The following is an 18,831-nucleotide window of genomic DNA, read 5'->3' on the forward strand; positions in this document are numbered from 1 at the left end:
GAAGGGTTACACCGCCGCTGCCTCGTGAAACGGCGCCAGGAATGCCCACTCCGGCTGCGCAGCCGCCACATCCGCGAGCCCGCGCGCGAATGCGTGCGCCGGCAGCCACGGATACCCGAACGCCGCGTGCAGCGCATCGAGTTTCACCGACTGCGGATCGTCGATCGTATCCATCCGCTCGATATGAATATGCAGCGCGGCAATCCGCGCGGCATGTTCGCTTTCGCCGTTGCCCGCGAACTGCCAGCGGTACGTGCCGTGCCCGATCCGCAAGGCGCCGTTGTCCCTCTGGCGCATCACGACGAGCCACGACATCCCGCCGACGCCGTGCGGGTCGACTTCGGGTGCCGCGCAGACGTAATAGGTCCGGCACCGTTCGAACCGCTCGCCGAATTCCTCGACCAGCGTGCGCGCAATCGCAGCCGCGCCCGTTACGCGCGGCGGAAAATCGATATCGTCGTTCGCGAGCGAAAAGCTCAGCTCGGCATCGGCCGCGAAGCAGTCGGCGATCAGCGCGGGGCGGTTCAGATCCTTCGCGCGCAGATAGCACTCGAGCAGTGCGCGAATCGTTGCGGGATGAAGCGGGAAGGGCATGGATGAGCCTCCTGTGTCGGGAAATCGGGGCATATGCGCCGGCCGGCCGGCCGAGCCCAGGGCGTAGGTGCCTTTGCCGTATAATTTCGTTTCAAAGCTAAATTCGCATGACCGTACGGAGCGTCGAAGTCATGGCCAAGCAGCAAGAGGAGTCCGTTCTGACCATTACCAACCCGGCCTGCCTGATCGACGGCACGGACACGGAATTTCGCCATCTGATCAACGGGCTGCTGCCGTTCGCGGCCCGCCTGCTGTCGGTGCGCGACGGCTTCGGCTCGCTGATCGGCCTCACCGGCATCCAGTATTCGCTGCTCGTCTCGGTTTCGCATCTGTCGCACGACGATGTCGTGACCGTCAACGGTCTCGCCGATCACCTGCACCTGAGCGGCGCATTCGTCACGATCGAGACCGGCAAGCTGAAGAAGCTCGGCCTCATCGACAAACGCTCGGACCCCGACGACAAGCGCAAGATGCGGCTCACGGTCACGCCGGCCGGCGCGAAGCTGCTGAAGGCGTTCGCCGATACGCAGCAGCGCATCAACAACGTGCTGTTCGAGGGCGTGACGAAGACCGAATTCAAGGCGCTCTGCTCGGTGATCGACCGCCTCGTCACCAACGGCGACCGCGCGACGCTCGATCTCGCCCACCTGATCGCGCGCCAGGAAAAAGGCTGACGCGTACCGGCCGCAGGCCGGGCCCGTCCGCGATCGCCGGTCGGCCTGACGCATCGGCCGTGCTCAGTGCGCGGCCCACTCGATCGTATTCAGGTCGACCCCGTCGAGATGCATGTCCCACAGCGGGCTCAGCTCACGCAGCTTGCCGACCGTGTCGCGCACCTGCGCAATCACGCTGTCGACTTCGGCTTCGGTCGTGAAGCGGCCGAGCGTGAAGCGGATCGAGCTGTGCGCGAGCTCGTCGCTGCGGCCCAGCGCGCGCAGCACGTACGACGGCTCCAGCGATGCCGACGTGCACGCGGAGCCTGACGACACCGCGACACCCTTGATTCCCATGATCAGCGATTCGCCTTCGACGAAATTGAAGCTGACGTTCAGGTTGTGCGCAATCCGGCGGGTGAGATCGCCGTTCACGTAAACCTGGTCGAGCGTCGACAGGCCGGCCAGCAGCCGGTCGCGCAAGGCGCCGACACGGCGGCTTTCCTCCGCCATCTCTTCCTTCGCGAGCCGGAACGCCTCGCCCATCCCGACGATCTGGTGCGTCGGCAGCGTGCCGGAGCGCATCCCGCGTTCGTGGCCACCACCGTGCATCTGCGCTTCGATCCGCACGCGCGGCTTGCGGCGCACGTACAGCGCGCCGATTCCCTTCGGGCCGTAGACCTTGTGTGCGGTCACCGTCAGCAGGTCGACGTTCAGCGTATTCACGTCGACCGGAATCTTGCCGGCCGCCTGCACCGCGTCGCAATGGAACACGATGCCGCGTGCGCGGCACAGCGCACCGATCTCGGCCACCGGCTGGATCACGCCCGTCTCGTTGTTCGCGAGCATCACCGAGACCAGGATCGTGTCGACGCGCAGCGCCTGCTGCACGGCATCGAGATCGAGCAGGCCGTCTTCCCGCACGTCGAGGTACGTGACGTCGAAGCCCTGGCGTTCGAGTTCGCGACACGTATCGAGTACGGCCTTGTGCTCGGTCTTCACCGTGACGAGGTGCTTGCCCTTGCCCTGGTAGAAGTGCGCGGCACCCTTGATCGCGAGGTTGTTGCCCTCGGTCGCGCCGGACGTCCACACGATTTCGCGCGGGTCGGCGCCGAGCAATGCGGCGACGTGCGCGCGCGCTTCCTCGACGGCCTGCTCGGCCTCCCAGCCGTAGCCGTGGCTGCGTGACGCCGGGTTGCCGAACTGCTCGTACAGGAACGGCACCATTTTGGCGACCACGCGCGGATCGACGGGCGTCGTCGCGCTGTAGTCCATGTAGATCGGACGGGATTGCATCGATGCGGCTCCGGAAAGCGGTGTCTCCCGCGGTGCCGGAAAGCACCGGGGAATCGGGTAGCCGCAGTGTACGTGGACATTTCCGGACGCCGCGCAACATCCATCCCATCAGTAGGGTCGTCTTTCAAACAAAGCTTTCAAGTTCAGGGTTTACGACAACTTGAACCCGCCTTTGTGTTTACATTTAATAAAAGCTAAATAACAAAGCTAAATAATGATGCTTTGTTGGGCCGGATTCCACCGCGGAATCCGGCGATGCAACCCAAGGAGGACGAGATGAGCGAGAACCATGCCGGAATCGGCGCGGGCGCCGACGAGCAGCGGCGCTTTCGCACGGCGCTGTCGATGTTCGCGACGGGCGTCGCGGTGATTACCGCCCCGCGCAAGGAGGGGATGCCGATCGGCATCACGGTCGCGTCGTTCAATTCGGTGTCGCTGGATCCGCCGCTGATCCTGTTCTCGGTCGACCGTCGCAGCCTGAGCCTCGGCGACCTGGCCGGCGCGGACGGCTTTGCGGTCAACGTGCTCGACGAGACGCAGCAGCACCTGTCGAACTGCTTCGCGAAAGCGAACGGCGACAAGTGGGGCTGGCGTGCGGATGCAGCCGATGACGATGGCGCCGTGCTGCTGCCCGACGCGCTCGCGACATTCGAATGCGAACCCTATGCGCAGTACGACGGCGGCGATCACGTGATCTTCGTCGGCCGCGTGACGCGGCACTGCGCGCGTTCGGAAGGGCGCCCGCTGATCTTCTTCGGCGGCCGCTACCGCACGCTCGACGGCATGCACGCGCCGTCTGCCTGAATGCAACCCACGTTTCATTCCACCCTGGAGGACACCATGATCAAGAACGGGACTCAGCACATCGCGTCGCTGCGCGACGGCCGGCAGGTCTACCTGAACGGCCAGCCGGTCGGCGACGTGACCGCGCACGCGGCATTTCGCAATTCGATCCGCAGCTACGCGAGCCTGTACGACTACCAGGCGCGCGACGAGAACGTCGAGAAGATGACGTTCGTCTCGCCCGATTCGGGCAACCGCGTCAGCCGGATCTGGCAGCTGCCGACTTCCTATGACGAACTCGTCGAGCGCCGTGCCGCGCTGGAAGCGTGGTCGGAACTGCACTACGGCTTCATGGGGCGTTCGCCGGATCACGTCGCATCCTGTCTTTCCGGCATGTTCATGGGCGCCGACGTGTTCGAGCAATACGATCCGGCGCGAGCGGGCGCGCTGCGCGACTACTATCGCCATGCGCGCGACAACGACCTGTTCCTGACCTACGTGATCGTGAATCCGCAGGCGAACCAGTCGAAGTCCGCACACGAGCAGGAGGACAAGTACCTCGCGGTCGGCATCGTCGATCAGGATGCCGAAGGCATCACGGTGCGCGGCGCGAAGATGCTCGCGACGAGCGGGATCATGGCGAACGAGGTGTTCTGCAGCTGCATCCAGCCGCTGCGCGAAGGCGACGCGATGTACGCGCTGTCGTTCGCGGTGCCGATGAACGCGAAGGGCATGAAGATCCTGTCGCGCAAGTCATACGAGGAGAACGCGACGTCGGTATTCGACAACCCGCTGTCGAGCCGCTTCGACGAGAACGACGCGGTGCTGTATTTCGACGACGTGAAGGTGCCGTGGGAACGGATCTTCGTCGCCGGCAACACGGCGATGTGCGCGAAGCAGTTCCACGCGACGCCCGCGCACGTGTACCAGAACTACCAATGCCAGGTGCGGCTGATGACGAAGCTGCGCTTCCTCGTCGGGCTCGGGTTGAAGATCTCCGAGGTCAACGGCACGAATACGTTCCCGCAGGTGCGCGAAACGCTGGGCCAGCTCGCGGCCGAAGCGTCGATGGTCGAGGCGTGGGTCTACGGAATGGAAGCGAAGGGCACCGTCGTCAACGGCTTCTACGTGCCCGACCGCAACATGCTGTACGGCTCGCAGGTCGTCACGCAGCAGCTCTATTCGAAGGTGCTCAACACGCTGCGCGAGCTCGCCGGCGGCGGAATGATCATGCTGCCGTCCAGCGTGCGCGACTTCGAGAATCCCGACCTGCTGCGCATCATCGAGAAGACGCAGAAGTCGCCCGTGTGTTCGTCCGAGGAACGCGTGAAGTTCTTCAAGCTCGCGTGGGATGCCGTCGGCTCCGAATTCGCGTCGCGCCACAACCAGTACGAGCTGTTCTATGCCGGCGCGTCGTTCGTCACGAAGGGGCACGCGTATCGCACGTACGACTGGCAGCGCGCGTCGCATCTCGTCGATTCGATGCTCGGCAGCTATTCGCTGAACCAGGAACTGTCGACGCCGCGCGCCGCGTGATGCGTCGCCGTGCATCCGATTCATCCGCTATCGCCACAGGAGAGACAGATGGCCATCAACAAGCTTCACGACGAATTCCATACGCTGGACATGCAGCGCGACTGGCGGCTGCCGGAAGGCTATGACCCCGCGTCCGGCGCGCAGGAACTGATCCTGTCCGGCGCGCTCGACACCGAGCGCAAGCGAGGCAGCCGCACGCGCCTGTTGCGCCTGCCGGCCGGACTGCATACGAAGAAGCCGTTCGTGCACGACTACTGGGAAGAGGTGTTTCTCGTCGAGGGCGACCTGACCGTCGGCAACGACGAGCACGGCAACGGCGGTACGCCGTTCAAGGGCTACACGTACGCGGTGCGTCCGCCCGGCGCATGGCACGGCCCGTTCAAGTCGAACGGCGGCTGCGTGCTGCTGGAGATCCACTACTACGACCCGGCGTAAGCGCGGCCGATCCACGACACACGGCGGGCGGCAGCCCGCAGCGCGTGCGCTGCCCGCCACGAGGAGCATTCGATGAAAACCATCACGTTCGCGATCGACGGTCGCGATGGCCGGACCGAGCGCGCGATCGCGATCGACACGCTCGTGATCGCGGGCTGGACCGGCCGCGACACGCTCGCCATGGAGCAGCACATTCGCGAGCTGGAGGAACTCGGCGTCAAGCGCCCGGCGACGACGCCCGTGTTCTATCGCGTCGCGGCCGATCGTCTCGACCCGTCGCCAGTGATCCAGGTATCGGGCGGGCAGAGCAGCGGCGAAGCGGAATTCGTGCTGCTGCGCGACGGCGGCGAAACCTTCGTTGGCATCGCGTCCGACCACACCGACCGCGAGGTCGAGACCTACGGGATCACCGTGTCGAAGCAGATGTGCGGGAAGCCGTGCGCGAACACGCTGTGGAAGTTCGACGACATGGCCGGGCACTGGGATCAGCTCGTGCTGCGCGCGTACGCGACGATCGACGGCGAGCGCGTGCTGTATCAGGAGGGCAAGGTGACCGCGATGCGCGCGCCGGACGACCTGCTCGCGCAGTTCGCACGCCATGACGGCCGCTTCGTCGACGGCACCGCGATGCTGTGCGGCACGCTCGCGGCGATCGGCGGTATCCGGCCGGCCGAGCGGTTCGAGATCGAGCTGGAAGATCCGGTGCTGGGGCGCACGCTGCGGCATGCGTATGCGGTGGACACGCTGCCCGTGGCGGGCTGACGCGGTAGCAGCGCGCGCGCACGCACTCACGCGCGGCAGATCGCGATGATCTCCGCGCTGGTCGCAGCGTCGAACGGCGCGTGCCGCCAGTCGCCGTGCCAATTGGCCGACGAGAATCCGGCTGCGATCACGCGTGCCTGCAGGTCGGGTTGCGCGACGAAACGCAGCCGGCTCGTGTTCGTCAGCACCGTGTCGTCGCGGCGGAAGCGGTAATGGGTGTCGAACGTCACGATCGCATCGTCCACCGAGCGCACCGCGTGATGAAGATCGACGATGCCCGCTTCGCGCGACTCGACGCTGCGTGCCGAATGCTCCGGCGTCCATGCACGCCACGGCTGGATGCGCGGATTGCGGGTGTCGAACAGGAAGCGGCCGCCGTCCGCGAGCGCGCGCCGCACGGCGCGCAGCGTCGCGTCGATTTCGGTGTCGGTCAGCAGGCACTGGAACGCATGCCCGGTCATCACGACCGCCTCGAACGGCGGTGCATCGGGCGGCAGGCTGTCGAGCCCGCCCGCGAGCCAGCGCACGGTGTCGGCGCGTGGCTGGCGTCGGGCGTATTCGATCATCGCCGGCGCGGGGTCGATCGCGACGACGTCGTGTCCGGCCGCCGCCAGCCGGCGCGCGAACGTGCCGGTGCCGCAGCCGAGATCGAGGATGCGTTGCCGCGCGGCACCGATCACGGACGCGTAGAACGCGAAGTCCTGGTCGCCCGCGTTGAACAGGTCGTAGAGCGCGACGAGGCGCGGGTCGGTGTAGAGGGTTTCGCCGGCGGGCACGGCGGCTGGCGTCATGCGGCTGCGCGTGTCAGCGCTGCTGCACCGCCACGCGCAGCCCGAGCGCGATGAAGATCGAGCCGATGATCTTCCCCTGCCAGCGGGTGAGCCACGTGAGCCGCTTCACGATGCGGCCGAGCGGGCGGATCGAGCATGCGATCAGCGTCGTGTAGAGCGAGCTGAGCACGACGAAGATCAGCCCGAGGACCGCGAACTGCACGAACGTCGAGCCGCGTTCCGGATGCACGAACTGCGGCATGAATGCGAGGAAGAACAGCGCGGTCTTCGGATTCAGCACTTCGGCGGGAATCGCCTGCAGGTACGCCTTGAGCGGCGTGACCGGCGACACGCTCGGCAGCGACGGATCGGACGGCTTCTCGATCAGCGCGCGCACGCCGAGGTAGATCAGGTACGCGGCGCCGACCACCTTCACGACGTTGAACGCGAGCGCCGACGTCATCAGCAGCGCCGACAGGCCGACGGCCGCGAACAGCGTGTGCACGAAGTCGCCGCTGGCAACGCCGAGGCCGGTCAGGATGCCGGTCTTGCGGCCACCCTGCACGGTGCGGCTCAGCACGAGCAGCACGGCGGGGCCGGGAATCAGGAACAGGCCCAGGACGACGGCCGTGAAGGTGGTCAGCGTGGTCAGGTCGAACATGGCGGCTCCGGCAGGTGGGCGCAGCGGCGGGGGATCGGGGCATTGTATTCGTTTCGCCGCCCGACTGCAGACGCGGCCCGGGCAACCGCACGGCCGCACCGGCCCCTTTCTGGTATAAGCACGAAAGGACGCGCGGGCAGCGCGTCCGGCTTCCTCCATCGTCCATCGGTTCATGCGCGAGCTTCCACCGACCACCGATCCCGCAGCGGATGACGAATTCTTCCACGTGCCGCGTCCGCTCGTCGTGTTCGGCGGCTCGGTCGTCGAGCCCGAATGGCGACTGGAGCGGCACAGCCATCCGCAGGCACAACTGCTCTATACGCTGAGCGGCGTCATCTACTGCGAGGTCGACGGCGGCGTGTGGAGCGCGCCGCCGCAATGCATGGTGTGGATTCCCGGCGACGTCCCGCATTCGGCGCGCGGCTCGGCCGGCGCGACGTTCTACGCGGTGCTGGTCGAACCCGACGCCGCGCTCGACCTGCCGGTGCGCTGCTGCACGCTGTCGGTGTCGCCGCTGCTGCGCGAGCTGCTGCTGAAGGCGGCGAGCTTCCCGAACCTGTACGACGTCGACGGGCCGCAGGGGCGATTGATCGCGACGCTGCTCGACGAACTCGTCGCGGCGCCGGTCGAGGATCTGTACCTGCCGATGCCGGCCGACCGGCGGCTGCGCAAGCTGATCGACCATCTGCTCGACGACCCGGCCGACAAGTCGCCGCTGGCCGAACTCGCGCGACGCGTGGGCATCAGCGAGCGCAGCCTGACGCGGCTCGCGGCGAAGGAACTCGGGATGAGCCTCGGCGACTGGCGCCGGCGGCTGCACGTCGCGCTGTCGCTGCGGATGCTGACGACCGGCCGCCGCGTGCACCAGATCGCGATCGATCTCGGCTACGAGAGCGCGAGCAGCTTCGTGACGATGTTCCGCAAGGCGACCGGCAAGTCGCCGACGCAATTCCTGACCGACCGGCAACGCTGAACGACGAAGGCCGCACCGCCACGCGTGCGCGGTTGGCCGGATTGAACAAGCGGTTGGCCGGCACGATAAATGACGCCACAGGCCTCGATCCATAAAATGAGAATCGTTCTCATCTGGAGGCCGACATGCAAATCGTCACGACTGAATTCCCGTTTGTCTGGTTGCGTTACACCGGTTCGACGCACACCGATCCCGCCCGCCTGATCGCCGAACTCGACGCGTTGCTGGCGCGTCGCGAACCGTTCGTTCTTCTGACCGACGACGCGCCGTCCGGCGACGATCGCGGCCCGGACGATCACGAACTGCGCAAGCAGCTCGCGAAGTGGAGCAAGGCCAACCGCGCGCAGTCGCGTGAGTGGATCCCCGCGATGATCGCGATCGAGCCCGACGCAGCGCGGCGTGTGGCGCTCAACGCATTCTCGGGTGCGTTCGAGAAGGTATGGGGCTATCCGCTGAACGCGGCAGCCACTCGCGACGACGCGCTCGCGCTGGCGCAGCAACTGCTCGACGAACCGGCACGCGGCGCCGTGGCGGCGAACGGCTGAAGCCACGCTGCCGCGCCGGCGGCGCGGCGTTCCTCGATACGCATGCACGGCGCAAGCGCGCCGCGGCATGCGGCACACATGCAGGGGTGTCCGGTGGACAATCCGATCCGCGCGATGCGCATCTTCACGCGCATCGTCGAAATGAACAGCTTTACGCGTGCGGCGCAGGCGCTCGGCATTTCGCGCGCCACCGCGACGCGGACCGTGCAGGAGCTCGAAACGGCGCTCGGCATGCCTTTGCTGGTGCGTACGACACGCGCGCTGCGGGCGACGCCCGAAGGCGATGCGTATTACCGGCGCTGCGTGCGCATCACGGCCGACGTCGACGAACTCGAAGCCAGCATTCGCGGCGCCGCGCTGCGTCCGAGCGGGCCGCTGCGCGTCGAGCTGCCGGCGGCGGTCGCGGACGCGATCGTGCTGCCGGCGCTCGGCGCGTTTCATGCACGGCATCCCGATCTGGTGCTGACGTTGGGTGTCTCCGGGCGCGCGGCCGATCGCGTCGGCGATGCGATCGACTGCAGTGTCCGGCTCGGCGACCTGCCCGATTCGTCGCTTGTCGCGCGCCGGCTCGGCACGCTCGAGCGCGTGACCTGCGCGAGCCCCGCGTATCTCGATCGCCATGGCGTGCCGCGTACGCTCGACGATCTGGGCTCGCATCGCGCGGTTGGCATGTCGTCCGTGCCGGGGCAGCGCACGGCTGAACTCGATTTCCTCGTCGATAGGGCGGTGCGCAAGGTGCGGATGGACGGAATCGTCAGCGTGGACGACGAGCCGGCGTATCTGGCGTGCGGCGTGCACGGCCTCGGGCTGATCCAACTGCCGCGCGTCGCCGCGCAGCCGCTGATCGATGCGGGGCGGTTGCGGGAAGTGTTGCCGCGCTGGCGGCCCGACGCAATCGCGGTGTCGGCCGTCTACGTGAAGCGGCCGCATGTGTCGCCCGGCGTGCGCGCGTTCGTCGACTGGATTGCGGAGCGGTTCGGCGCGGCGGTGGGCGAGCAGGCGGGCATGCTCACCGCACGAGTGTGGCGGCCGATGGTGGGCGCCGCGGACAGGGTTGATCAGGTGGACGCCCAGATGGCCGCAGCTTGATCAGCAAGTGTCGAGTCAGGCGCGGTCGACGGTTGGCAATCGTCGTGGGTGCGCGCGCTTGACCGACGAGATTGCGCAAGCGGATCGATGATCCCGCCGGGTTGCCGTGGCGAAGCGGACGGCGGCGGCCGGGCGCGGCCGGCTCATATGAAGGTGCCGATATCCTGGCGATTTTTTGACGAAATAGCTGAAATATTTGCTCTTTTGACCGAGCCGCACGTTGGTCTCTCCGGGAATCGACGGACGTCGTTTAGTGCGTCCCGATCACCGCCCCAGCTCGTCCGCCAGAAAATCGACGAACGCGCGAATCCGCGTGGACATCTGGTGGCGCTGCGCATACACCGCATAGATGTCGGCGCTCGGCGTCTCGTAGTCGGGCAGCACGACCACCAGGCGACCGTCGGCGAGGTAGTCGCGCAGATCCCATTCCGCGCGCATCAGGATCCCGTGTCCGTCGAGCGCCCATTTCACGGCGATCTCGCCGTCGTTCGTCGTCAGGTTGCCGTTGATCCGCACGGCCTCCGTGTGGCGTGCCGCGCCGCGCCCGCTCGTCAGGCGCCAGATTCCGTAACCCTCGTCTCCCTGCCGGATGCCGATGCAGTTGTGCCGCGTCAGGTCGTGCGGCGTCGCCGGTGTGCCGTGCCGCGCGAGATACGCGGGCGCCGCGCACAGCAGCCGGCGGTTCGGCGCGAGCCGTCGCGCGACGACCCGCGTATCGGGCGGCTCGCCGAAGCGGATGCATACGTCGAACGCGTCGTCGGTGAGCGGCGGCGGCATCACCGACAACTGCAGCTGCACCGACACCTCCGGATAACGCGCGACGAAGCGCGAGATCGCGGGGCCGACCTGGTTACGCCCGAAACCGAGCGTCGCGTTCACGCGCAGCAGCCCCTTCGGACGCTGCTTCGCGCTGCCGAGCAGTTCGCCGAGCTCGTCCATCTGGTCGAGGATCCGGCGCGCGTAGTCGAGATACACGTCGCCTTCCGGCGTCAGCATCATCCGCCGCGTCGTGCGGTTCACGAGCGTCACGCCCGCGCGCCGCTCCATCTGCGTGAGCCGCTTGCTGACGGCCGCCGCGGTCAGCCCGAGTTCGCGCGCGGCCGCGCTCAGGCTGCCCGACGCGGCCAGCGTCGAGAAGAAGCCGAGGTCGGCCGGCTGGACGGTATCCGCCATGACGGGATTCGTGAATTGAAGTTAAAGATGCTTTGAGTCTAGCACCGGTTCCTGTACTTCTGGTTCGGTAAAGTGCCTTCACGCTGACGATCAATCGAGGATGTGCGCATGAAGACCTACCGTATCGCAACGATTCCCGGCGACGGGATCGGCAAGGAAGTGGTGCCTGCCGGCAAGCAAGTGCTGGAAGCGCTGGCCCGCGGCAGCGACCGCTTTGCGTTCGAGTTCGAGGATTTCGACTGGGGCGCCGACTACTACCGCCGGCACGGCGCGATGATGCCGGCCGACGGCCTCGATGCGCTGCGCGGCAAGGACGCGATCCTGTTCGGCTCGGCGGGCGACCCCGACGTGCCCGATCATGTGACGCTGTGGGGGCTGCGCCTGAAGATCTGCCAGGGCTTCGACCAGTACGCGAACGTGCGCCCGACGCGCATCCTGCCCGGCATCGACGCGCCGCTGAAGCGCTGCGGGCCCGACGACCTGAACTGGGTGATCGTCCGCGAGAACTCGGAAGGCGAATATGCGGGCGTCGGCGGCCGCGTGCACCAGGGCCATCCGATCGAGGCCGCGACCGACGTGTCGATCCTCACGCGTGCCGGCGTCGAACGCATCATGCGCTTCGCGTTCCGGCTCGCGCAGTCACGCCCGCGCAAGCTGCTGACCGTGATCACGAAGAGCAACGCGCAGCGCCACGCGATGGTGATGTGGGACGAGATCGCGAAGCAGATTGCGCAGGAATTCCCCGACGTGACGTGGGACAAGGAACTCGTCGATGCGGCGACCGCGCGCATGGTCAACCGGCCGGCGTCGCTCGACACGATCGTCGCGACCAACCTGCACGCGGACATCCTCAGCGATCTCGCGGCCGCGCTCGCCGGCAGCCTCGGCATCGCGCCGACCGGCAACATCGATCCCGAGCGCCGCTATCCGTCGATGTTCGAACCGATCCACGGCTCCGCGTTCGACATCATGGGCAAGGGGCTCGCGAATCCGGTCGGCACGTTCTGGTCGGTCGTGATGCTGCTCGAGCACCTCGGCGAAACGGCCGCCGCCGCGCGGGTGATGCAGGCGATCGAGGCGGTGACGGCCGACCCGTCGCTGCATACGCGCGATCTCGGCGGCAGCGCGACGACCGCGCAGGTGACGGCGGCCGTGTGCGAGCGCGTCGCGAACGCGGCGGTCGCCGCCTGACGACAGGCGCGGCGATGGGCAGGCGGGCCGCGACATGGCGGCCAGCGACCCGCGGCGGCGCGCGAGCGCAACCGGTTACCGGGCGTCGCCCGTTCATCGTCCCCGGATTTTCCTGCCCCGCGACTCGCGCGCCCGACGCGAGCCGGGCGCGCCGGCCCACGCGCTTCGTCGCGACGCCGGCGAGCATTCAAACACCGAGCACGACTAGCCGGCTCGACCTCGAAGGAGGAGACACATGCAAGCGGATCTGGAAACCCGCGTCGCGCGGAAACTGATGTGGCGCATCATTCCGTTCGTGATGCTGCTTTACTTCGTCAGCTTTCTCGATCGCGTCAACGTCGGCTTCGCCGCGATGACGATGAACAAGGCGATCGGCCTGTCGCCGACCGCGTTCGGATTCGGCGGCGGCCTGTTCTTCATCGGCTACTTCCTGTTCGAGGTGCCGTCCAACCTGATTCTTCATCGCGTCGGCGCGCGCATCTGGATCGCGCGCGTGATGATCACGTGGGGGATCGTGTCGGCCGTGTCCGCATTCGCGGCCGGGCCGACGAGCTTCTACGTGCTGCGCTTCCTGCTCGGCATGGCCGAAGCGGGGTTCTTCCCCGGCATCATCCTGTACCTGAGCCGGTGGTTTCCCGCGAAGCAGCGCGCGGTGGCCGCCGCGTGGTTCATGGCGGCCGCGCCGATCTCGACCGCGATCGGTTCGCCGTTGTCGGGCGCGATCATGCAGATGCCGCCGATGTTCGGGCTCGCCGACTGGCAGATGCTGTACATCGTCGAAGCGCTGCCGGCGGTCGTGCTCGGCTTCGTCGTGCTCAGGTGCCTGACCGATGCGCCGTCGAAGGCGGCGTGGCTGCGCGCGGACGAGCGCGACTGGCTGGTCGCGAAGCTGAAAGCCGAAGCCGATGCACGCCACACGCATGCCGGGCATACGGCCGGCGCGTGGCAGGCGCTGCGCGACCCGCGCGTGCTGGCGCTCGCGCTGATCTACTTCGGCACGTCGGCGGGGCTGTATACGCTAGGCCTTTGGGCGCCGCTGATGGTCAAGCAGTTCGGCTTCTCCGCGCTGCAGACGGGCCTGCTCACCGGGATCCCGAGCATCGCCGCCGTCGTCGCGATGATCGCGTGGGCGCGGCATTCGGATCGCACCGGCGAGCGCACGTGGCACGTCGTGATGCCGTGCGTGCTTGCCTGCATCGGCTTCGTTTTCGCGGGGCAGGCGAGTACAGCGCTGCTGACCGTGCTCGCGCTGGTGGTCGTCAACATCGGGATCAGCGCCGCGAAGGCGCCGTTGTGGGCGATGCCGAGCGCGTTCCTGTCCGGCGCCGGCGCGGCGGCGGGCATCGCGATGATCAACTCGATCGGCAATCTCGGCGGGTTCGTCGGGCCGTTCGCGATCGGCTGGTTGAAGCACGTGACGGGCGGGTATGCGGCGGGGCTCTACGTGGTGGCGGGCACGCTCGCGGTGTCGGCGGTCGTCACGCTGATGTTGAGCCGCAAGGGCGCGAGGCAAGCCGCCGTGTCGGGGGTGCGGCATCACTCGTAGGCTCTACGCGTGCATCGAAACGCCGGACGGTCGCATAGGACGTGCGCCCGTCCGGCTTCATGCATCGTGCCGCGCGGTCAGCTGTGCGTGAGCGTCAGCGCATAGAACTTCACGACGGTGCCGGGCGTCGTCAGCGGCGTGCCGGACACGGCCGTCTGGTCGTAGTCGCCGGCCTTGAAGTAGAAGCTCTCGCCGTCGAAGCTCGAATCCATCGTGAAGGTCTTGGTCGTGCCGTTCGCGGTGACGGTGATCGTCGTGCCGCTCAGGCTCAGCGCGTAGCTGAATTTCTGGCCGACGCCGACCGTGGTGATCGGCGTGGTCGTCGACTTGCCGCCCTGGTTGGTGCTTTCGAGCAGCAACTGCACGACGCCGCCGGACGTGAACTGCAGCTCGCACAGTGGCTTGCTCGGGCCGGTGCCCTGGAAGATCTGGCCGATCGTCGTGTGGTCGGGCACCTGCGTGACGGCCACCGTCGCGTTCAGCCGGTTGGTGCCGGAGGTTGGCCAGATCGCGTTCTCGCGCAACTCGGTGCGCGGATGCAGCGAGCCGGACGTCGTCCAGCCCTGCGTCGGGTCCATCATCACCATCGATCCGTCGCTACCGTCCGTGTAGAAATACGTCGGGTTCACGTAGCCGCCCGCGAGCGACGAGCCGCTCACCGTGTCGACCTTGCCGGACGAGCCGGTCGGCAACTGCAGCGTGAACGGCGCGAGGTTGAAGTTCGAGCCGGGCGGGTTCGACGGGCTGAGCGCCATCGCGGTGGCCTGCTGGCGGGCGGCGGCGGCCGGGCTGGCCGGATCGTCGCCGCCGCACGCGGACAGGCACGCAACGGACAGAACGGCGACGACGCACGGGATGATCCTGTTCTTCATGGTGTCTCTCTCTGATGGTCCGTGGCTGGGCACCACGTTGTGGATAACGTTTTCCTATTCAGGCGCAAGATCGTCGAAACGAGATCGGTTGCCCGCAGGATTCACTCCAAAATACAGAAAGCAGATGAGGCTCGAAGGCTGGAACGATGATGCCGGGAATTACGGGATTTTCAAGGATTTCAATCGGCTTTCCGTGAATGCGCTCAAGCCGATCGAGGACGATGCTAGCAAGAAGTGTCGGAAGAGTAAACGTTTTCCTATTTTTGCCGGAGAAGCTGTCTTTCGCCGGCTGCTGCGAGGTATCCGCGTGCCGGCGTGAAGGGTGCGGGCAGATGTTCCGGTTACGACTCCGTCGCCGCGACGTGTTGCGCGATGCGCGCCGCACAAGCATCGGGCGTTGCATCGGACGTATCGAGCACCATCTGGCTGAACGGCCGCGACGCATAGCCTTCGCGATACATCTCGGCGATCCGGTTGCGCTCCCAGTCCGTCAGCGCACGCGAGCCGCGATTCGACGCTGCGACCGCTTCGGGCGGCGCGAGCGTCACGATGAAGAGTCGCGCATCGCGCGCGTCGCAGGCGGCGCGCAGCCGCTCGAACTCCGTTTCGCCGATCGGATAGGCGATGACCAGATGACGCTCACGTGCGTGGGTGATCTGCGTGACGAGACGTTCGAGCGCGATCGCCCACTGCACGTCGAACGGTGCATCCTCGGGGGCATCGTGATCGTCGCCGTCGATGAAGCGCGCGTCGGGTAGCGCGCGTGCGAGCGCGAGACCGATCGTCGTCTTGCCGCTGTTGATCGGGCCGTTCAGGTGGATGACGGTGAGGGCGGTCATGAGTCGGTGCTGGAATCGGAACACTCGCAGCTTGCCATGACGGGGGCGGCGATGCCGTGCCGTTGTTACGGCACGCGGGGCGATGCGATTGCGGAGGGGAAAGCGGAAAGGCGGGGGAGAGGCGGAGGAAGCGGCAGGCTGCGTGCGCGAAGAAGAGGATCCGCCCACCCAGCCTGCCCAACCGAACCGCATCCAGCGATGCGGCACGGCGTCGAGCGAAGCGACTTACTTCTCGTCGCCCTTGATCTGCGGCAGCGCCGACGCCTCACCCGGCGTCAGCAGCCCGACTTGCGAGTACACGCGCAGCTTGTCGCGCGTATCGGTGATGTCGAGGTTGCGCATCGTCAGCTGGCCGATCCGGTCGCGCGGCGAGAACGTCGATGCGACCTTCTCCATCGACAGGCGTTCCGGCTGGTACGTGAGGTTCGGCGACTTCGTGCTCAGGATCGAGTAGTCGTTGCCGCGGCGCAGTTCGATCTTCACTTCGCCGGTGATCGCGCGTGCAACCCAGCGTTGTGCGGTTTCGCGCAGCATGATCGCCTGCGGGTCGAACCAGCGGCCCTGGTACAGCAGGCGGCCGAGGCGGCGGCCGTTCTCGCGGTACTGCTCGATCGTGTCTTCGTTGTGGATGCCGGTGACGAGACGCTCGTACGCGATGTACAGCAGCGCGAGGCCCGGGGCTTCGTAGATGCCGCGGCTCTTCGCCTCGATGATGCGGTTCTCGATCTGGTCGCTCATGCCGAGGCCGTGGCGGCCGCCGATGCGGTTCGCTTCCAGCAGCAGCTCGACCGGGTCGGTGAACTCGACGCCGTTCAGCGCGACCGGCTGGCCGGCTTCGAAGCGCACCGTCACTTCTTCGGCGGCGATCTTCACGTCGTCGCGCCAGAACGCGACGCCCATGATCGGGTTCACGATCTTGATGCCGCTTTCGAGGCTTTCGAGATCCTTCGCTTCGTGCGTCGCGCCGAGCAGGTTCGAATCGGTCGAGTAGGCCTTCTCGGCCGACATCTTGTACGCGAAACCGGCCTGGTTCATGAATTCGGACATTTCGGCACGGCCGCCGAGCTCGTCGATGAACGTCTGGTCGAGCCACGGCTTGTAGATCTTCAGATCCGGGTTCACGAGCAGGCCGTAGCGGTAGAAGCGCTCGATGTCGTTGCCCTTGTACGTGCTGCCGTCGCCCCAGATGTTGACGCCGTCTTCCTTCATCGCGGCGACGAGCATCGTGCCCGTCACGGCGCGGCCGATCGGCGTGGTGTTGAAGTACGTGACGCCGGCCGTCGTGATGTGGAACGCGCCGCTTTGCAGCGCCGCGATGCCTTCGGCGACGAGCTGCGCGCGGCAGTCGATCAGGCGGGCGCCGGCTGCGCCGTATTCGATCGCGCGTTTCGGGATCGCGTCGTAATCGTCTTCGTCGGGCTGGCCGAGGTTCGCCGTGTATGCGTACGGGACGGCGCCCTTGAGTTTCATCCAGTGCAATGCAGCGCTGGTGTCCAGGCCGCCGGAGAAGGCGATACCGACCTTCTGGCCGGTCGGGAGGCTTTCGAGAATCGTGCTCATAGGAATTACCGTGGATTGAAGCCGGTGGGATCGTATTTCGCGGAATATGCGAGTATCGGCTGTCCGGGAGGTTGGGGCAAGGGCTGATTTTCGCGCGGAACCGTCGTCGAGCCTGTCGCGGCGGGCCTGGCGGGCGGTGAGCCGGGTGGAGAATACCGCGCTCGCCGGTGCGAAATCGCGGCAGAAACAGGCATCGACGCGCCCGGCGCGGGCCGTGTTTCCGGGGCCGGATCGGCTGACGGGTGGGGCGGCCCGCCGTCAGGATGCCGATATGTCAAGATGAAAGGCATATGAAAGACGGGCGCGCGCGCGAAGCCCCGGATCCCCGCCGACGTCAGATGTTCCACGACTGCGCGGTGTCGAGCAGCTTCTCGCGCAGTTGATCGACTTCCCCGGCCAGCTTGGCCGTGATCGACACGTAGCCGGACAACTGCGGCGGCGGCGCGTCGTGCGGCACGTCCGTCGGCCGGCGGCGCGGGGCGAGCCGGCTCGGCGTGCCGAACTTGAGCGCGCGGCTCGCGCCGACCAGCGTGTCGCGGATGCGCCGGTTCACGGCCTTCATGTCGAAGCGCATGTACTCGCGGGCCGCGATGTCGTCGCGGGCCGGCACCGCGCTCGACAGGATCTCCAGATAGCCGATGCACAGGCGCAGGCTGCGCTGGATCGCCTCGAGCTGCATCATCGACGTCTCGCATTCCTTCGACACCGACGGCATCAGCGAGCGCAGCTGGACGAGCAGCGCGCTCAGCGCGGCCATTTCCTTCAGGTGCGCGTCGTCGCTGACCTGGCGGTCGCCCGCGAGCCGCGCATGCACGGCCGCGCACGCGCGCAGCGCATCGGCGAGCTTGTAGCGCCACGAGTAGGTGGCATAGAGCGGCAGCGCGAACGAGAACGCGAGCGCGATCGCGATGCCGACCAGCACGTTCACCGCGCGCCACAGGCCGTCGACGATCTCGTTGTCGCCGTGCCCGGCGACGATCACCATCGTGATCGCCGACAACAGCGCGATGTAGCCGGCCTTGCCGATCGCGTGATACGCGCAGATACCGCACCCAATGGCCATCAGCAGGTAGATCGCGAACGGTGCGTGCAGGAACGAGTAGAGGAGGATCAGCCCGAGCCCCGCCAGCGCGCCGATCGACGTGCCGAGCGCGCGCTCGGCCGCCTTCTTGCGGATGTTGCCGTGGTGCTGCAGCCCGCCGACGACGATCAGCACGGTGATCGTCGACCACTCGCCGTGCGGCACGTTCAGGCCGGTGGACAGCGCGATCGACACGAGAATCGCGAGCGAGACGCGCGCCGCATGGATCAGCTTCGCGTGCCGGTAGCGGCGGTACGGCTCGAGCAGCGGGCGGAGCGCGTGGCGCAGGAACGGCGGCAGCCGGGCAGGGAACGGGGTGGTCATGGCGGAACGGGAGTGGCCGGAACGCGCACGGCGGCCTGCGCGGGCCGGCGCCGCGCCGCGTGCGCAGCAGGTGTCACGCTAACCGAACACGGGAGGACTGTCCACGGTGCGGTCATCCGGCCCGGCCGGCCGCGGCGCGACTTCACGC

At 67.1% G+C, this 18,831-nt stretch carries 20 protein-coding genes; 11 read left to right on the forward strand and 9 right to left on the reverse strand.

Annotated features, from left to right (window positions below; translation table 11 throughout):
• Positions 1–6 precede the first annotated feature (6 nt).
• The gene (locus LGM56_RS16380) at positions 7–594 is read right to left on the reverse strand and encodes a nuclear transport factor 2 family protein (protein WP_089497539.1); all 588 of its coding nucleotides are present in this window, start codon (positions 592–594) and stop codon (positions 7–9) included.
• Between the two features lie 131 nt (positions 595–725).
• On the opposite strand from LGM56_RS16380, the gene LGM56_RS16385 reads away from it, so the two are divergent.
• Positions 726–1,268, forward strand: a complete 543-nt coding sequence (locus LGM56_RS16385; protein WP_226205715.1) for a MarR family winged helix-turn-helix transcriptional regulator — start codon at positions 726–728, stop codon at positions 1,266–1,268.
• A gap of 63 nt (positions 1,269–1,331) precedes the next feature.
• On the opposite strand, the gene LGM56_RS16390 is transcribed toward LGM56_RS16385, so the two are convergent.
• Positions 1,332–2,543 (reverse strand): IscS subfamily cysteine desulfurase, encoded by a 1,212-nt coding sequence (locus LGM56_RS16390; RefSeq protein ID WP_226205717.1) that lies wholly within the window; start codon positions 2,541–2,543, stop codon positions 1,332–1,334.
• A gap of 255 nt (positions 2,544–2,798) precedes the next feature.
• On the opposite strand from LGM56_RS16390, the gene LGM56_RS16395 reads away from it, so the two are divergent.
• From LGM56_RS16395 to LGM56_RS16410, 4 genes are all read left to right on the forward strand, one after another.
• On the forward strand, positions 2,799–3,347 hold the full coding sequence (locus tag LGM56_RS16395; protein ID WP_226205719.1) for a flavin reductase family protein: 549 nt from the start codon (positions 2,799–2,801) through the stop codon (positions 3,345–3,347).
• Between the two features lie 36 nt (positions 3,348–3,383).
• The gene (locus tag LGM56_RS16400; RefSeq protein WP_226205721.1) at positions 3,384–4,862 is read left to right on the forward strand and encodes a 4-hydroxyphenylacetate 3-hydroxylase family protein; all 1,479 of its coding nucleotides are present in this window, start codon (positions 3,384–3,386) and stop codon (positions 4,860–4,862) included.
• Positions 4,863–4,910: 48 nt separating this feature from the next.
• Positions 4,911–5,297: a hypothetical protein gene (locus LGM56_RS16405; protein WP_011356002.1), complete on the forward strand. Its 387-nt coding sequence runs from the start codon at positions 4,911–4,913 to the stop codon at positions 5,295–5,297.
• 72 nt (positions 5,298–5,369) lie between these two features.
• Complete coding sequence (locus LGM56_RS16410) at positions 5,370–6,059, forward strand: DUF2848 domain-containing protein (RefSeq protein WP_226205723.1); 690 nt, start codon at positions 5,370–5,372, stop codon at positions 6,057–6,059.
• A 26-nt stretch (positions 6,060–6,085) separates the two neighbouring features.
• Here the strand turns inward: LGM56_RS16410 and LGM56_RS16415 are convergent, their stop codons facing one another.
• Both LGM56_RS16415 and LGM56_RS16420 read right to left on the reverse strand, forming a co-directional pair.
• Entirely contained in the window at positions 6,086–6,850 is a 765-nt protein-coding gene (locus LGM56_RS16415; protein WP_226205724.1) for a class I SAM-dependent methyltransferase, read from the reverse strand.
• A 13-nt stretch (positions 6,851–6,863) separates the two neighbouring features.
• A complete protein-coding gene (locus tag LGM56_RS16420; protein ID WP_069250940.1) occupies positions 6,864–7,490 on the reverse strand; it encodes a LysE family translocator in 627 nt (208 codons plus the stop codon).
• A 172-nt stretch (positions 7,491–7,662) separates the two neighbouring features.
• On the opposite strand from LGM56_RS16420, the gene LGM56_RS16425 reads away from it, so the two are divergent.
• From LGM56_RS16425 to LGM56_RS16435, 3 genes are all read left to right on the forward strand, one after another.
• On the forward strand, positions 7,663–8,463 hold the full coding sequence (locus LGM56_RS16425) for an AraC family transcriptional regulator (protein ID WP_226205725.1): 801 nt from the start codon (positions 7,663–7,665) through the stop codon (positions 8,461–8,463).
• 125 nt (positions 8,464–8,588) lie between these two features.
• On the forward strand, positions 8,589–9,008 hold the full coding sequence (locus LGM56_RS16430; protein WP_226205726.1) for an ATP--cob(I)alamin adenosyltransferase: 420 nt from the start codon (positions 8,589–8,591) through the stop codon (positions 9,006–9,008).
• A 93-nt stretch (positions 9,009–9,101) separates the two neighbouring features.
• The gene (locus tag LGM56_RS16435; protein WP_226205727.1) at positions 9,102–10,097 is read left to right on the forward strand and encodes a LysR family transcriptional regulator; all 996 of its coding nucleotides are present in this window, start codon (positions 9,102–9,104) and stop codon (positions 10,095–10,097) included.
• 264 nt (positions 10,098–10,361) lie between these two features.
• Here LGM56_RS16435 and LGM56_RS16440 read toward each other — a convergent pair whose 3' ends face one another.
• Positions 10,362–11,270: a LysR substrate-binding domain-containing protein gene (locus tag LGM56_RS16440; protein WP_226205728.1), complete on the reverse strand. Its 909-nt coding sequence runs from the start codon at positions 11,268–11,270 to the stop codon at positions 10,362–10,364.
• 108 nt (positions 11,271–11,378) lie between these two features.
• On the opposite strand from LGM56_RS16440, the gene LGM56_RS16445 reads away from it, so the two are divergent.
• A complete protein-coding gene (locus LGM56_RS16445; protein ID WP_089497529.1) occupies positions 11,379–12,461 on the forward strand; it encodes a tartrate dehydrogenase in 1,083 nt (360 codons plus the stop codon).
• A 235-nt stretch (positions 12,462–12,696) separates the two neighbouring features.
• Positions 12,697–14,007: an MFS transporter gene (locus tag LGM56_RS16450; RefSeq protein WP_226205729.1), complete on the forward strand. Its 1,311-nt coding sequence runs from the start codon at positions 12,697–12,699 to the stop codon at positions 14,005–14,007.
• 77 nt (positions 14,008–14,084) lie between these two features.
• Here the strand turns inward: LGM56_RS16450 and LGM56_RS16455 are convergent, their stop codons facing one another.
• Positions 14,085–14,879 carry a polysaccharide lyase family 7 protein gene (locus LGM56_RS16455; protein WP_226205730.1) on the reverse strand — a complete coding sequence of 265 codons (795 nt, stop codon included), beginning with the start codon at positions 14,877–14,879 and terminating at the stop codon, positions 14,085–14,087.
• Between LGM56_RS16455 and LGM56_RS16460 the strand changes: the two genes are divergently transcribed.
• On the forward strand, positions 14,863–15,198 hold the full coding sequence (locus LGM56_RS16460; protein ID WP_226205732.1) for a hypothetical protein: 336 nt from the start codon (positions 14,863–14,865) through the stop codon (positions 15,196–15,198). The two genes, LGM56_RS16455 and LGM56_RS16460, sit on opposite strands and share 17 nt — an antisense overlap.
• Before the next feature lie 22 nt (positions 15,199–15,220).
• Here LGM56_RS16460 and LGM56_RS16465 read toward each other — a convergent pair whose 3' ends face one another.
• The 3 genes from LGM56_RS16465 to LGM56_RS16475 all read right to left on the reverse strand — a co-directional run bounded on the left by LGM56_RS16465 (position 15,221) and on the right by LGM56_RS16475 (position 18,683).
• Positions 15,221–15,718, reverse strand: coding sequence for a shikimate kinase (locus LGM56_RS16465; RefSeq protein WP_226205734.1), 498 nt, complete (start codon positions 15,716–15,718; stop codon positions 15,221–15,223).
• A 225-nt stretch (positions 15,719–15,943) separates the two neighbouring features.
• Positions 15,944–17,278 carry an argininosuccinate synthase gene (gene argG, locus LGM56_RS16470; protein ID WP_069250949.1) on the reverse strand — a complete coding sequence of 445 codons (1,335 nt, stop codon included), beginning with the start codon at positions 17,276–17,278 and terminating at the stop codon, positions 15,944–15,946.
• A gap of 334 nt (positions 17,279–17,612) precedes the next feature.
• Positions 17,613–18,683, reverse strand: a complete 1,071-nt coding sequence (locus tag LGM56_RS16475; protein WP_226205736.1) for an FUSC family protein — start codon at positions 18,681–18,683, stop codon at positions 17,613–17,615.
• Between the last annotated feature and the right edge of the window lie 148 nt (positions 18,684–18,831).

Origin of the sequence: Burkholderia sp. AU38729, assembly GCF_020419725.1 — a bacterium.
In the GTDB taxonomy this organism is placed as follows: domain Bacteria; phylum Pseudomonadota; class Gammaproteobacteria; order Burkholderiales; family Burkholderiaceae; genus Burkholderia.

What these genes read in the sequence shown, in the direction of transcription:
- LGM56_RS16380 (WP_089497539.1), bottom strand. Translation starts at nt 594, where the DNA reads ATGCCCTTCCCGCTTCATCCCGCAACGATTCGCGCACTGCTCGAGTGC.
- LGM56_RS16385 (WP_226205715.1), top strand. Translation starts at nt 726, where the DNA reads ATGGCCAAGCAGCAAGAGGAGTCCGTTCTGACCATTACCAACCCGGCC.
- LGM56_RS16390 (WP_226205717.1), bottom strand. Translation starts at nt 2,543, where the DNA reads ATGCAATCCCGTCCGATCTACATGGACTACAGCGCGACGACGCCCGTC.
- LGM56_RS16395 (WP_226205719.1), top strand. Translation starts at nt 2,799, where the DNA reads ATGCAACCCAAGGAGGACGAGATGAGCGAGAACCATGCCGGAATCGGC.
- LGM56_RS16400 (WP_226205721.1), top strand. Translation starts at nt 3,384, where the DNA reads ATGATCAAGAACGGGACTCAGCACATCGCGTCGCTGCGCGACGGCCGG.
- LGM56_RS16405 (WP_011356002.1), top strand. Translation starts at nt 4,911, where the DNA reads ATGGCCATCAACAAGCTTCACGACGAATTCCATACGCTGGACATGCAG.
- LGM56_RS16410 (WP_226205723.1), top strand. Translation starts at nt 5,370, where the DNA reads ATGAAAACCATCACGTTCGCGATCGACGGTCGCGATGGCCGGACCGAG.
- LGM56_RS16415 (WP_226205724.1), bottom strand. Translation starts at nt 6,850, where the DNA reads ATGACGCCAGCCGCCGTGCCCGCCGGCGAAACCCTCTACACCGACCCG.
- LGM56_RS16420 (WP_069250940.1), bottom strand. Translation starts at nt 7,490, where the DNA reads ATGTTCGACCTGACCACGCTGACCACCTTCACGGCCGTCGTCCTGGGC.
- LGM56_RS16425 (WP_226205725.1), top strand. Translation starts at nt 7,663, where the DNA reads ATGCGCGAGCTTCCACCGACCACCGATCCCGCAGCGGATGACGAATTC.
- LGM56_RS16430 (WP_226205726.1), top strand. Translation starts at nt 8,589, where the DNA reads ATGCAAATCGTCACGACTGAATTCCCGTTTGTCTGGTTGCGTTACACC.
- LGM56_RS16440 (WP_226205728.1), bottom strand. Translation starts at nt 11,270, where the DNA reads ATGGCGGATACCGTCCAGCCGGCCGACCTCGGCTTCTTCTCGACGCTG.
- LGM56_RS16445 (WP_089497529.1), top strand. Translation starts at nt 11,379, where the DNA reads ATGAAGACCTACCGTATCGCAACGATTCCCGGCGACGGGATCGGCAAG.
- LGM56_RS16450 (WP_226205729.1), top strand. Translation starts at nt 12,697, where the DNA reads ATGCAAGCGGATCTGGAAACCCGCGTCGCGCGGAAACTGATGTGGCGC.
- LGM56_RS16460 (WP_226205732.1), top strand. Translation starts at nt 14,863, where the DNA reads ATGATCCTGTTCTTCATGGTGTCTCTCTCTGATGGTCCGTGGCTGGGC.
- LGM56_RS16455 (WP_226205730.1), bottom strand. Translation starts at nt 14,879, where the DNA reads ATGAAGAACAGGATCATCCCGTGCGTCGTCGCCGTTCTGTCCGTTGCG.
- LGM56_RS16465 (WP_226205734.1), bottom strand. Translation starts at nt 15,718, where the DNA reads ATGACCGCCCTCACCGTCATCCACCTGAACGGCCCGATCAACAGCGGC.
- argG (WP_069250949.1), bottom strand. Translation starts at nt 17,278, where the DNA reads ATGAGCACGATTCTCGAAAGCCTCCCGACCGGCCAGAAGGTCGGTATC.
- LGM56_RS16475 (WP_226205736.1), bottom strand. Translation starts at nt 18,683, where the DNA reads ATGACCACCCCGTTCCCTGCCCGGCTGCCGCCGTTCCTGCGCCACGCG.